Source organism: Streptomyces narbonensis, from assembly GCF_014649015.1.
Taxonomy (GTDB): domain Bacteria; phylum Actinomycetota; class Actinomycetes; order Streptomycetales; family Streptomycetaceae; genus Streptomyces; species Streptomyces narbonensis.
Map to the genome: position 1 here is coordinate 1 of NZ_BMSF01000034.1, position 12,594 is coordinate 12,594.

Here is a 12,594-nt window from a genome sequence, read left to right on the forward strand (position 1 = left end):
TTCGGCGCCGAGCTCGACAAGGGCGTCGTCCGCGACCCGGCCACCGGCGACCTCCAGGTCGTCATGGTCACCCCCGAGAACGAGTCGCGGATCCTCGTCCACGACGCCCACGCCAAGTCCCCGACCACGGCCTTCGCCCTGTCCCGGCTCGCCGACCCCGACACCCTGCACCACACCCCCATCGGCGTGCTGCGCAGTGTCGACCGGCCGGTCTACGACACCCAGATGTCCGACCAGCTCGACGCCGCCGTCGAGCAGCACGGCAAGGGCGACCTGCGAGCCCTGCTCGCGGGCGGCGACACCTGGACGGTCGTCGGCTAGGGCCTGTCCGAGAACCGCCCGGCCGGGGCCCCTGGCGAAGGGGCCCCGGCCGGCGTTGGAGCGGTGGTCCGCTCCTGGACGTGTCAGTGCCAGAGGGGGTCCGGGCGGGCCCACTCGTCCGCTGCGTCCCCGAGCCGCCGGTCGGCGGCGATCGGGAGGGCTCCGAGGTACTCGGACGGCAGGTCGAAGGCATCGGCCAAGGCCGCCATGTGGGGGGCCAGACCGGCGACGACCCCGTTGACGAGGTGGGGGAGCGCGCGGACGTGATCAGCGCTCACATGGCCCTCCGCGAGCAGATCCCCCGTGTGACCGTCGATCTGACGGAGCAGGAACAGCCGGCACAGCTGCTCGAGGAGCGCGCGCGTCTCGTCGCTCTCCGCCTGGGCCACCGCCTCGATGAACGCGTCGGCTGCCTTGAGGCCGGCAAAGGCCGAGACCATCTTCAGGGCGGGGCCGGACGCCTCGTTCCACCGGCCGAGCGGGTCGCCCTTGGGCCCCTGACGCAGTGCCGTACGAGCCCGCGCCTGCCAGAGCGCCACGACCTCGGTGAGGAGGTCGCGGAGGCAGGGAAGGCTCGTCAGCGACATGTCGGAGGGCAGGTCGGGGTGGTCGGCACCGCGCTCCACCTCCTGCCCGAAGAGCATCTCGGATCCTGCCTTCACCCAGATGACGAGGTTGTCCCCCTCGGCGGTGATCCCGCCCTCGATGTTCTGGGTCAGCTCGGAGATGCCGTTGACGGGGAAGAAGCCCTGCGCCCCGCAGCGCTCGCGGGCCTCGGTCGTCAGGGCCCGGGCCTGCCAGGTGATCCAGCCCTTCACGATGGCGACGAGCCGCTCCACGTCCGCCCGCTCCTCGGGCGCGTGCTCCGTCCAGCGGGACACGGTCGCGCGGTGGAGGAAGGTCATCGCGTAGGCCGTGGCGAGGCTGTGGAGGAGCCGGCCGTGGTGGCTGCGGTGCGCCGCCAGGGGGACGCGCTCACCGAGCTTCGGGCCGCTGATGTATCGCGAGTGGGCGTGGCGTACGGCGATGGCCAGGGCCGCGCGGGACATACCCAGAGTGCCGGCGCTCATACAGAGCTTTCCGGCGGTGACACGGCCGACCGACTGCAGGAAACGCTTGCGCGCGCTGCCGATTTCGCTGTCCAGACGGCCTTCGCCGTCGAGGCGGCCGTGGGCTCCCTCCAGCAGGGCCTCGCGGGGGATCCTCACGTGCTCGAAGGCGGTGAGGCAGTGGTCCACGGGGGTGCCGGTGCGGTCGGGGAGCTTGCGGACGTGGACGCCGGGAAGGTGGCCGTTCCGGTCGCTCAGCCGGGTGAGGAAGAGGAAGACCCCCTGGTCCTCACCGTCGATTATGAGGCGGGCGGCGACGACGGCGCTCTTGGGCCCGCCGGCCAGGCTCGTGTTCGGCATGAACTTCTGGGCGCCGGGCGTCGGCGTGTGAAGGATGAAGCCACCCGTCTCCGGGTCCAGCGTGGCGGTCGTCCGGAGCGCCGCGGCGTCGTTGCCGTGGTCCAGCTCCGTACAGAGAAACGTTCCGGTGCTGCGCATCGCGGTGAACTCGGAGAGGTCGCGCCCGCCGGTGCCGTTCCGGTGGTCCAGCAGGCTGCCCAGGAACAGGTTGTAGTGGATGCTGGCGAGGGTGCACACGCCCCCGTCCGCGACCCCGACCCACTCGTGCAGAGCGGCGAGCGACCGTACGTCCCCGGCGAGGTCCAGGGGAGAGTCGACGCGGGTGTTGACCATGCGCAGGCGCTCGTACGCGAGGGCCGTGCGGGCACCGGGTGACAGCTCGGCGCGGTGACGGAACTCCTTGGCGGCGAGCAGTTGCCGCCACGCGCCGTGGACGCGGTTCCGGTCCTCCTGGTCGAAGAGCAGGTGGGTCAGTTCCTGCTGGAGACGAGAGGCGCCGGCGACCGGCTGGACGTTCGTGCGGCGCTCCGGGCGACGCTGTTCGGGTAATGGCTTCGGCTCCGCTTCCCGCGCCGGATGCTCGGCACGGAAGGTCAGGATGCTCATGATCAAAGTCCCCCTCTGAACACTGTCAGCATTGATGGGACCATAAAATACCTACCAACCGGTTTAATCAACTGCAGGACACGCTTGAAAAACCGGCTGACTGGTTTTATCCTGAGGTTGCCCGCAGCGCTCCGTGACCATTGGGTGCCCATAAGTGCCTGTTTGGGGCGTTTATGGTGACTGGTTGTTTGCCCAGTAAGGGTCCGTCAGGCCTGAGTAAGATTGATACCGGATGGTTTCTTTCTCTGGAGGTGGGCTGTGGTACGGCAGGAACGGGCTGTAAGAACGCGCCAGGCGGTGCTGGTGGCGGCTGCGGAGGTCTTCGATCAGGTCGGGTACGACGCGGCGTCGATCTCCGACATCCTCACCCAGTCCGGCGTGACCAAGGGCGCCCTCTACTTCCACTTCCCGTCCAAGAAGGATCTGGCTCAGGGCGTCCTGGACGCACAGGTCGACGCCCTGCCGGCGGTTCCCGCACGGGAACTGAAGCTGCAGCAGTCCATGGACGAGGCGATGCTGATGGCCCATCTCCTCCAGAAGGAGACGGGTGATCCGATCGTCAGCGGCAGCGTGCGCCTGACCGTGGACCAGGGGTCGAGCAAGGACGGGCTGGACCGGCGCGTGCCGATGCAGCGGTGGCTCGATCACACCCAGGGCCTCTTCGAAGAGGCCAAGCAGGCGGGGGAGATCCTGCCGCACATCGACGTGGAGGCCATCACCAAGCTCGCCGTCGGCGCCTTCACCGGAGTCCAGGTGCTGTCGAACATCATGACGGAGCGCGAGGACATGCCGGAGCGGGTCGTCGACCTCTATCAGAACCTCATGGCGGCCATCGCGGCGCCCGCGGTCCTCGCCCGCCTCCAGTTCGACGTGGGGCGAGGCGCGGAGGTGTTCGAGGAAGTCGTACGACTACGGGACGAGAAGGCCGAGCTCGCCTCACCGTGAGCCGGTCGGCGCGATCCGTCACGGGGACTCCCGCGCCGAAGGCGGAGTGTCCGTACCGGATCGCGCTCACACCACACCAACACGAACGGGGACAGCACGATGACAGCACCTGCATGCCCTTACGCACTCGACGTCCTGGGACGTGACCTCGCGGGCGAGGCCGTCATGTTGCAGGGGCAGGGTGCCGCGGTGGAGGTGGAACTGCCCGGGGGAGTGCTCGCCTGGGCGGTCACCCGGCAGCGGTACATCAAGCAGGTCCTCGGAGACCCGCGCGTCTCCAAGGACGCCCGTAGGCACTGGCCGGCATTCCGCGAGGGACGCATCACCGAGCAGTGGCCCCTCTACCCCTGGGTGGCGAACGAGAACATGCTCTTCGCCTACGGCGAGGACCACTCCCGCCTCCGCCGCCTGGTCGCGGGAGCGTTCACAGCCCGCCGCACGGAGGCGCTCCGCCCGCGAGTGGAGGCGATCGTCGAAGAACTGCTGGACGGCCTGGAGCTGCTGCCCGGCGACGAACAGACCGATCTGCGGGCGGTGTTCGCCAAGATCCTGCCCGTACGGGTCATCTGTGAACTGTTCGGGGTCTCGGAAGCCGACACGAACCCCCTCTGCTCCGCCCTGGACACCGTCTTCGACACCACCGTCAGCGGCGAGGAGATGGAGGCGGCGCGGCTGCGGGTCTTCGGGATCCTGGGGAAGATCGTCCAGGAGAAGCGGTCGGCACCCGGTGACGACCTGACGTCCGCCCTGATCGAGATCCGCGACAACGGCCGCCGGCTCCAGGAGCAGGAACTCCTCGGCACCCTCTACCTCATGATCGCGGCAGGGCAGGAGACGACCTGCACGCTGATCGTCAACGCCCTCGCCGCCCTGCTGACCCGCCCCGAGCAGCTGGAGCACGTCCGGGCGGGCCGGGCGGACTGGGACGACGTCATCGCCGAGACCATGAGGACCCACAACCCGGCGGCCTTCTCGCCCATGCGCTTCGCCGTGGAGGACATCGACCTGGACGGTGTGGCGATCAAGAGGGGCGACCCCATCGTGGTGTCCTTCGCCGCCCCCGGGATCGATGCGGAACACCACGGGGCCGACGCCGCCTCCTTCGACCTGATGCGTCCGGGCCGCCGCGACAACCTGGGCTTCGGGCACGGCGTCCACCACTGTGTCGGAGCCCCGCTGGCCCGGCTGGAGGCCTCCGTCGCGCTGGCCCGTATCGTGGAGCGCTTCCCGCGGATGGCGATGGCCCGCCCGGTGGAGGAGCTCGACCCGATGGGGTCCTTCATCGTCAACGGATACAGCTCGCTGCCCCTCTACCTGGACCCGGTGGCCGGCTGACCGTGATCCGCGCGCTCCCGACGGTCATGCGTCCAGGTCCGGGCCCGGGACGGCTCCGGGTCGGCGTCCGGATCGGCCGACCTCCGGCTGGTAAACCGAGCACGCGGTTTGTTAACGGCAGGTGAACTCCTCGTCGGGCATGCGCCGGTCGGCCGGTGGCCCGCGGCGAGGAGAGCCCGGACCGTCACGTGAGGGACAGCGACGCCCGCTCGGTCAGCGCGCGGAGGAAGTCGGGCGCGTCGAAGACCGCACCCGCGGAGGCGACACCGATCGTCCGGGTCCGGCCGGTGAGGACGCGGTCGACCGCCTCCACCGCGAGCGGCGCGCTGAAGGCGTAGATGTCCCGGCCGCTCGCCGTGGCGCGCCGCTCCTCGCCGCCGGAGCGTACGACGACGTCGACGAGGAAGGTCTGGTCCGAGCGACCGGACCCGTCGGCCGCCGTCGGCGCCGGCGTCTCCGGGGCCACCACGTCCTTCGCCGCCTCGACCGTCATGTAGGTGCGCACCTCGGGGACGGCCAGGTGGCTCGGGACGGTGACGACATCGGCCATGGTGAACTCGCCGATCACGGATCGGACACCGACCGGTTCGGGGAAGGACCAGGTCGTCGTCGGCGGAGCGTCGTCGCGGTACTGCATCCGGCCCTCGCTGAACACGGCCCGCCGGCCCTCCCTGCGCTTCCGGGAGACGGTGCCCGCGCTGCGGGTTCCCGCGGTGGGGTGCCAGCTGCTCAGCGCGTACGCGACATGGGCCTCGTCGGCCGAGGTCCAGTCGCCCATCGCCGCCGTGACCAGCAGGTCGCCCAGGCCGCCGAAGAAGGCCATCGCCGGGATCACGACCGTGCCGGCCTCGTCGGCGCGCTCCGTGAACCGCGCGAACGTGTCGGCGTTGGCCTCGAGTTCGGCGGCCACGTCCACGTACGGGATCCCGGCGCGCAGGGCCGCCTCGATCACGGGGGCCGCCGTCGAGGCGAAGGGTCCGGCGGCGTTGATCACGGCGGCCGCGCCGGCCAGGGCGCGGTCCAGCGAGGCGGCGTCGTCGACCGTGGCCGGCCGGACGGCGAGCCCCGGGTGGGACGCGCCGAGCGCCGCCAGCTTCTCCGAGTCGCGCCCGGTGAGGATCGGCGCGAACCCCCGGTCCAGCAACTCCGCCACCACGAACCGTCCGGTGTGCCCGTAGGCACCGAACACCGCAACCGCCTGACCTGCCGCCATCGACTTCTCCCGCCGCTCGCTTACCGCTCTTGCCGTTCCCGTTCGTTCAACTGTGAACATCCTGCGCGGTGGTGAGTGCCCGGCGTGAGTGTCCGGAACGCCATGCTGCGTACAATTACGGACATGAGGACCGTCGCGCTCGCCGTCACCGAGGGAATGCTGCACTTCGAACTCTCCGTGGCGTTCGAGGTCTTCGGCTCCGACCTGGCCCATCTGGTCGACCCCTGGTACGACTTCGCCGTCCACGGGCCCGGCGCCGTGCGGGTCGGCAGGTTCCGGCTGGAGCCCGACCTCGGGCTCGACCGCCTCCCGTACGCCGACACGGTGATCGTCCCCGGCTGGGCCGACGTCGACGTGGCACCGCCCGCCGAGCTCGTCGACGCCGTACGCGCGGCCCACGAGGCGGGCGCGCGGGTGGCCTCCCTGTGCACGGGCGCGTTCGTCCTCGCCGCAGCCGGGCTCCTCGACGGGCGGCGCGCGACCACGCACTGGGCACACACCCGGGCCCTCGCCGCCCGCCACCCCCGGGTCGAGGTGGACCCGGACGTGCTCTACGTGGACAACGGCACCGTGCTCACGTCCGCCGGCAAGGCCGCCGCGATGGACCTGTGCCTGCACCTGGTCCGCCTCGACCACGGCTCGGCGGTCGCCAACACGGTCGCCCGCCGCCTGGTCGTGCCCCCGCACCGGGCCGGCGGGCAGGCCCAGTTCGTCACCGCCCCCGTGCCCGCCCAGGACGACCACCCGCTCACAGCCCTGCTGCCCTGGGTCGTCGAGCGCCTCGACCGGCCGCTGACCGTGGAGGACCTGGCCCGCCGGGCGCGCATGAGCTCGCGCAACCTGGGGCGCCACTTCAGGGCGGCGACCGGCACCACCCCGCTGCAGTGGCTGCTGACGCAACGCATCCGCCGGGCCCAGGAGTTGCTGGAGGCCACCGACGACAGCGTCGAGGCCATCGCGACGGCCACCGGCATGGGCACCGCCACGACGCTGCGCCGGCACTTCAACCGCACGGTCGGGGTGCCCCCGGACACGTACCGCCGCACCTTCCGCGCACGGTCGCGCCCCGAAGGGTCCGGCCTCGGCTCCCTTACGCCTCCGGGGGTGTGACCGGCGGAGTCAGCGCACGGGCCATTCGGTCGAGGGCTGCTCCGTCGACGGGCGCCGTGCCCGTGAGGGTCCCGACCAGGGCCTGGGCGAGGACCGTCGCGGTGCCGATCCGGGAGTCCTCGCGCTCGTCCCCGGTGGCCTTGCCGATCACGGCGTCGCGCACCGCCCACGAGATCGCGTCGTCCGCGAACAGCTCGGGGAACGACAGCGCCATCATGCACACGCCCACATTGGCGGCGAGGATCGACTGTCCGGCCAGCTCGGGGGCCATGCGCAGCCGTCCGGCGTCCCGGCAGCGCTCCACGGCCGTCAGGAGGATGGCCTGCGCCTCCTTGATCGCCTGCGGCTTGGCGTCGCCCGTCGGCGTGAACATCAGGCGGTACAGGTAAGGGTTCCGCAGCGCGAACGCGACGTGGCTGTCCCAGGCCGTCCGCAGGTCCGCCACGGGATCGTCGGTGAGCGGATTGCGCCTCTTGGCGGCGAGGAAGCGCTCGAAGCCGATGTCGGCGACGGCGGTCAGCAGTCCCTGCTTGTCGCCGAACTGGCGGTAGATCTCGGGCATGCCGACCTTCGCCCGGTCGCAGATGGCCCGGGTCGAGATGGCCAGGGCGTCCTTGCCGGCGAGCAGTTCCTCGGTCGCTTCCAGGATGCGCTCTCGTGCCGTCGACATGGCTCCCACGATAACAGCGCTAACACCGGGACCTGGGGGTTTGCGTCGCCCGAGGCCGCTGGGGCCGTTCCCGCCGCCTCGTTGTTATCGGTGATTACGAGATGTGTTAGCGTGATGAACGCCCCGGGGGGTGGCCGCCCTCCGGGACGCCGTCGCCCGTTCGCCACCAGAGAGCCGGTAATCCCCGATGAACCGTTCGACGTTCCTGCGCGCGCCGCTGACCCTCGTCGACCTCGCGCCCGACGGCACCGAGAAGGACCTCTCGTAGGCGCTCGGCGCCCCCTCGTCCCGTGACCAACGAACGGAAGGAACAACCTCCGATGACCGCTTCCACCACCCTGCGCGATGTGATCGGCCTGCCCCAGGACCTCCCGCGCCTGGCCGAGTCCATCCTGATCATGATCGACTTCCAGAACACCTACCGCACCGGCGTCATGCTGCTCGACGGGGCCGAGGAGGCCGTGGCCGCCGGAGCCCGGCTGCTCGCGGCGGCCCGCGCGGCCGGCACGCCCGTCGTGCACGTCGTCAACGACGGGGGCGAGGGCACCCCCTACGACATCAGGGCCGAGATCGGCTCGATCAGCACCGAAGTCGCCCCGGTCGAGGGCGAGAAGGTCGTCGTCAAGCAGGTCCCGAACGCCTTCCACGCCACGGACCTGGAGCAGACCCTCAAGGGCCTCGGCGTAGGCGCCGGCGCCGACCTCGTCATCGCCGGGTTCATGACGCACATGTGCGTCCTCTTCACCGCGCAGGGAGCCTTCAACCTCGGCTACCGCCCGACCGTGGTCGCCGAGGCCACCGCCACCCGCCCCCTCGCCGCCCCGGACGGCACCGTCCTCGCCTCGGACGCGCTGCAGGCCGCGAGCCTGGCGACGGTCTCCGACCTCTTCGGCACGGTCGCCCGCACGGTCGACGAGCTCGTGGCCCTGACCCAGGCCGGCTGACCCGGGCACGGCCGACCCAGGACAGCCGATCCACCCATAGCCGACCCACAACACCCACCGCCGATCCACCCATAGCCGACCCACAACACCCACCGCCGAGCCGCCCATAGCCGACCCACAACACCCACCGCCGAGCCGCCCATAGCCGACCCACGCGCGGCCCACCCACGAAATCACCGACCGCACCGGGAGTTCACCCGGGGTGTACCGGAAAACCGCCTGATGATCGGTTACGGGTCGCCCGCCTCGGCGGTAATGGCGGTCGGCCCGTGACGACTCCACCCCCGGGCGTTCCTGCTCCGTGCGCCCCCTGGAGGACGTGTGCCCCCCGCCGCCGAGACCGTGCTCGACGAGGTCGACGGCGAGGAGGGGGACGGCGGGGCCCGGCGCCGGCCGGGCCCTCGGCCGTGGCGCCGACCGGGCCCGGCCGGCGCCGCCGCGCTCGCCGCCTCCCTGTTCACCGCCGTACTGCTCTGCCTCGCGACCGCACTGTCCCGCACGTACCCCTTCGGGCCCGTGACCAGGAACGTCGTCGACCTCGGCCAGCAGTACCTGCCGTTCCACGCGTACTGGCGCGCCCTGCTCCTCGGCGAGACGCACGGCGACGCCTTCCTCAACTGGAACTCAGGCTTCGGCTCCAACTTCCTCGGCGACATCGGCACCTACCTGAGCAGCCCCTTCGGCCTGCTGGTCATGGCCTTCCCGGCGGACCGGATCGAGCTCGCCCTGTACGTCGTCACGGCCGCCAAGATCAGCGCCGCCGCCGGCGCGGCGGCGCTGCTGCTCGTACGGCTGCGCCCCGGCCCCTGGCCCGTCGCCGCCGTGCTCGGCACCGCGTACGTCCTCTCCGGCTGGACCCTCAACCACGGCGCCACCGTCCCCATGTGGCTCGACGGGCTCCTCGCCTTTCCGCTGCTCTGTCTCGTCGCCGAGTGGGCCCCCGCCGGCCGCCGGCCCGTCCTCGGCCCCGTGATCGTCGCCCTGGCCTGGATCGCCAACTTCTACACCGCCTACATGGCCACCCTCGGCGCGGCCGCCTTCCTCGCCGTCAGGCTCCTCGCGTCGGACGAAGCCGTGACCGCCCGTCAGCGGATCGCCGGGACCCTCCGGGCCACGCGCAGCGTGCTCATCGGCATCGGCCTCGCCGCACCGCTCGTCGTGGTCGTCTTCCTCGGCACCAAGGTCGCCGACCCGACCCCCGTGACCACCTTCGCGCCCGCCGCCTGGACGGATCTCCTCGCCCGGTTCCTGCCCGCCACCGAGGGGGTGACCAGCCCCGCCCTCTTCATCGGCACGCCCGCCCTGGCCCTCGCGCTGACCCTGCCCTTCAACCGGGCCGTCGCCCCGCGCGTCCGGGCCGGCTGGACGGCGGCGGTGGTCCTCGCGACGCTCTCGCTCCAGTGGGAGCCCACCCATCTCCTCTGGCACGCGGGCGCCTCGCCCAACGGCAATCCGTACCGTCAGACCTTCGTCCTGAGCGGCCTCCTGCTGATCGCCGCATGGCTGTCGGTCGCCCGCGGAGTGCCCCGGCCGAGCGCGCTCCTCGCGGGCGGCGCACTGCTCGGGACCCTGGCGTGGGCGGCCCGGGGCAGCGTCGAGATCGACGCGTGGACCTTCCCCGCGTTCCTCGCCGCCGCGACCCTGTCGCTGGCGGCGGCCCTCCTCGCCGCCCTCCCCGCCCGCCGGAAGGCGGCCGCCCTCCCCGCCCTCCCCGCCCTCCCCGCCATCTCCGCTCTCCCCGCCCTCTCCGCCGCGGCAGTCGTCCTCTTCGTCGCCGCCCAGGCCGGCGAGACGGTCGTCACCGGGAAGCGGATCGAGGAGCGGCAGCGGAACGAGGTCTCCTGGTCGCCCCTGACCGGCCCCTGGCACGCGGCCGCCGCACGCGAGGTCGCCCGCGCGGACGCCTGGCCCCGCCACCGCACGGAGCCCGGAGAGGTGCCCGGCGGCAACGACGTCCTGCTCGTCGGAGGCCAGGGCGCCGACTACTACAGCAGCCTCACCGCCGACGTGACCTCCTCCACCCTCACCTCCCTGGGCTTCGGCCACTACGCCAAGGGCCGGCACCCGGTCACCCTCGACAACCCCGTGACCGACGCCCTCTTCTCCATCGGCACCCGGCTGCGCTCGGAGCCCACGGAGCCGGTACGCCAGGACGCACGGCCCCGCGCACGGGTCACCGTCACGACGACACCCGTGCCGCCCCTGGTGACCGTCCGGCCCCGCCCTGCACGTGCCCCGTGGCCGGGGGACTCCGCCTTCGTCCGCCAGGAACTCCTCCTCGGCTCCTCGGTGTACGAGCTGCCGCGGGACGCGCGCCGCACCGGACGCACCCTCACCGCCCGCTGCCCGGCGGGCTCCGAGGTCTGGCTCTGGGCCCCCGACTACGAGGGCACGGCGACGCTCGCGGGGAAGGGGACGAGCGCCGTGAGGATGGTGGAGGGGACGAGCGCCGTGAGCGTGAGCGTGAGGGAGCGGGAGGGGCCGGCCACCGTCGACTTCGACGGCAGGCCTCCCGCCGTACGCGCGCCCATGCAGGCCCTCGGGACCGTGCCCGCCTCCGGCGAGGTGAGCGTCGACCTGCTGCCCGATAAGGCAGGGATCAGGCTGCCCCGGCAACCCGTCGGCTGCCTCGTCCGGGCGCGGCTCGACTCCGCCGTACGCCGACTCACCGCCGACGGCGCCGCCCGCGTGAGCGCCGGCGGCCACGGCGTCACGGCCGAACTGCCCCCGGGCAGCACGGGAGTGGCCGTGCTCGCCGCGCCCCGCATCTCCGGCTGGCGCTGCGCCGCAGGCGACGCGGAAGCCGTACCCGCCCGCGCGTACCAGGGGCTCGTCGCCATCCCGCTCGACGGGCGGGCGACCACGGTGAGCTGCTCGTTCCGGCCCCCGGGCCTCCGTCTCGGCGGCGCCGTGGGAGCGGCCGCGCTCCTCGCCCTGGCCGCGACGGCGGGTTTCCACCGGAGACGACAAGAGTTCACCCGGAGTGCACCCGCGGATCGTTCAGCCGGAAATGCGGACGGCTAATCTGCCCGCCGTACCGGCGTTTACTTGTTCGATTCAGTGTGGGGATTCCGAGTGCCAAAGCTGTCCGTCGTCGTCCCGTTCCACAATGTCGGGCCCTATGCGCCCGACACCCTGCGCAGTCTCGCGAACAACGCGGACCCGGAATTCGAGTTCCTGCTGATCGACGACTGCTCGACCGACGACACCCCGGAAATCCTCGCCCGCTGGCGCGACCGCCTCCCGAACGCCACCGTCATCCGGCACGAGACGAATCTCGGCGTCGCCCAGGCGCGCAACACCGGGATCGACGCGGCGAGGGGCGACTACCTCACCTTCCTGGACGGCGACGACTGGTACGCGCCCGGCCACCTGAGCGCCGCCGTGGCCGGAATCTCCCGCCTGGACTGCGACTTCGCCCGCACCGACCACGTCCTGGCAGAAGGCCGGAAGCGGCAGATCCGCTACGCCCCCGCCAAGCTCCGCGACGCGGTGATGGACCCCAGGGACGGCATCTCGCCCGCCAGCATGGTGACGATGGTCGACTATCCCTTCGTTCCCTTCGGCATTTACAGCGGACGACTCTTCGAGAACGGCTCCTCGCGTTTCGAGACCTCGCTGAAAACGGCCGAGGACCGGCTCTGGATCTGGCGCCTCCACCTCAAGGCCCGGACGTTCGCTGCGCTTTCCCTGCACGGTGTGTTCTACCGCCGGGGCGTCACGACCTCGCTCACCCAGATCACCGACAACCGTCAGCTGGACTTCATCACCTCGTACGACCTCCTGCTCGACGACGTCTCCCGGGACGCCGAGGCGGACCGCTTCCTGCCGAAGGCCGTCCGCACCTACTGCGCGATGATCGCCTTCCACATGGGCAAGGTCGGGAAGTACGAGCCCGAGGTCGCCGCGCGGCTGCGCACCGATGTCGGAGACGCCCTGCGCCGCATGCCGCAGCAGGTCCTCGACGAGACCCTCACCACCATGGACACCCCGCGCAGCACCCTCCTCCGGAGCCTGCGCGAAACCGGAAGGACCGTCTGA

At 71.7% G+C, this 12,594-nt stretch carries 9 protein-coding genes and 1 pseudogene; 7 read left to right on the forward strand and 3 right to left on the reverse strand.

Features of this window, described 5'->3' with window-relative positions:
• Positions 1 to 321 (forward strand): annotated as a pseudogene (locus IE124_RS33430) (2-oxoacid:ferredoxin oxidoreductase subunit beta); the annotation flags it as partial.
• A gap of 83 nt (positions 322 to 404) precedes the next feature.
• Here the strand turns inward: IE124_RS33430 and IE124_RS33435 are convergent.
• Positions 405 to 2,336: an acyl-CoA dehydrogenase family protein gene (locus IE124_RS33435; protein WP_189513681.1), complete on the reverse strand. Its 1,932-nt coding sequence runs from the start codon at positions 2,334 to 2,336 to the stop codon at positions 405 to 407.
• A 258-nt stretch (positions 2,337 to 2,594) separates the two neighbouring features.
• Between IE124_RS33435 and IE124_RS33440 the strand changes: the two genes are divergently transcribed.
• Together IE124_RS33440 and IE124_RS33445 are read left to right on the forward strand one after the other, a co-directional pair.
• Positions 2,595 to 3,281: a ScbR family autoregulator-binding transcription factor gene (locus IE124_RS33440; RefSeq protein WP_189513683.1), complete on the forward strand. Its 687-nt coding sequence runs from the start codon at positions 2,595 to 2,597 to the stop codon at positions 3,279 to 3,281.
• A 99-nt stretch (positions 3,282 to 3,380) separates the two neighbouring features.
• Positions 3,381 to 4,616, forward strand: coding sequence for a cytochrome P450 family protein (locus IE124_RS33445; protein ID WP_189513685.1), 1,236 nt, complete (start codon positions 3,381 to 3,383; stop codon positions 4,614 to 4,616).
• 184 nt (positions 4,617 to 4,800) lie between these two features.
• On the opposite strand, the gene IE124_RS33450 is transcribed toward IE124_RS33445, so the two are convergent.
• Positions 4,801 to 5,829: a saccharopine dehydrogenase NADP-binding domain-containing protein gene (locus IE124_RS33450; protein ID WP_189513687.1), complete on the reverse strand. Its 1,029-nt coding sequence runs from the start codon at positions 5,827 to 5,829 to the stop codon at positions 4,801 to 4,803.
• 123 nt (positions 5,830 to 5,952) lie between these two features.
• On the opposite strand from IE124_RS33450, the gene IE124_RS33455 reads away from it, so the two are divergent.
• Positions 5,953 to 6,939 carry a helix-turn-helix domain-containing protein gene (locus IE124_RS33455; RefSeq protein WP_189513689.1) on the forward strand — a complete coding sequence of 329 codons (987 nt, stop codon included), beginning with the start codon at positions 5,953 to 5,955 and terminating at the stop codon, positions 6,937 to 6,939.
• Here the strand turns inward: IE124_RS33455 and IE124_RS33460 are convergent.
• A complete protein-coding gene (locus IE124_RS33460) occupies positions 6,920 to 7,609 on the reverse strand; it encodes a TetR/AcrR family transcriptional regulator (RefSeq protein ID WP_189513691.1) in 690 nt (229 codons plus the stop codon). The two genes, IE124_RS33455 and IE124_RS33460, sit on opposite strands and share 20 nt — an antisense overlap.
• Before the next feature lie 320 nt (positions 7,610 to 7,929).
• Here IE124_RS33460 and IE124_RS33465 point away from each other — a divergent pair, with 320 nt between their 5' ends.
• The 3 genes from IE124_RS33465 to IE124_RS33475 all read left to right on the forward strand — a co-directional run bounded on the left by IE124_RS33465 (position 7,930) and on the right by IE124_RS33475 (position 12,594).
• Positions 7,930 to 8,553 (forward strand): isochorismatase family protein, encoded by a 624-nt coding sequence (locus IE124_RS33465; protein WP_189513693.1) that lies wholly within the window; start codon positions 7,930 to 7,932, stop codon positions 8,551 to 8,553.
• 321 nt (positions 8,554 to 8,874) lie between these two features.
• Complete coding sequence (locus IE124_RS33470) at positions 8,875 to 11,577, forward strand: YfhO family protein (RefSeq protein WP_189513695.1); 2,703 nt, start codon at positions 8,875 to 8,877, stop codon at positions 11,575 to 11,577.
• A 51-nt stretch (positions 11,578 to 11,628) separates the two neighbouring features.
• Complete coding sequence (locus tag IE124_RS33475; protein ID WP_189513697.1) at positions 11,629 to 12,594, forward strand: glycosyltransferase family 2 protein; 966 nt, start codon at positions 11,629 to 11,631, stop codon at positions 12,592 to 12,594.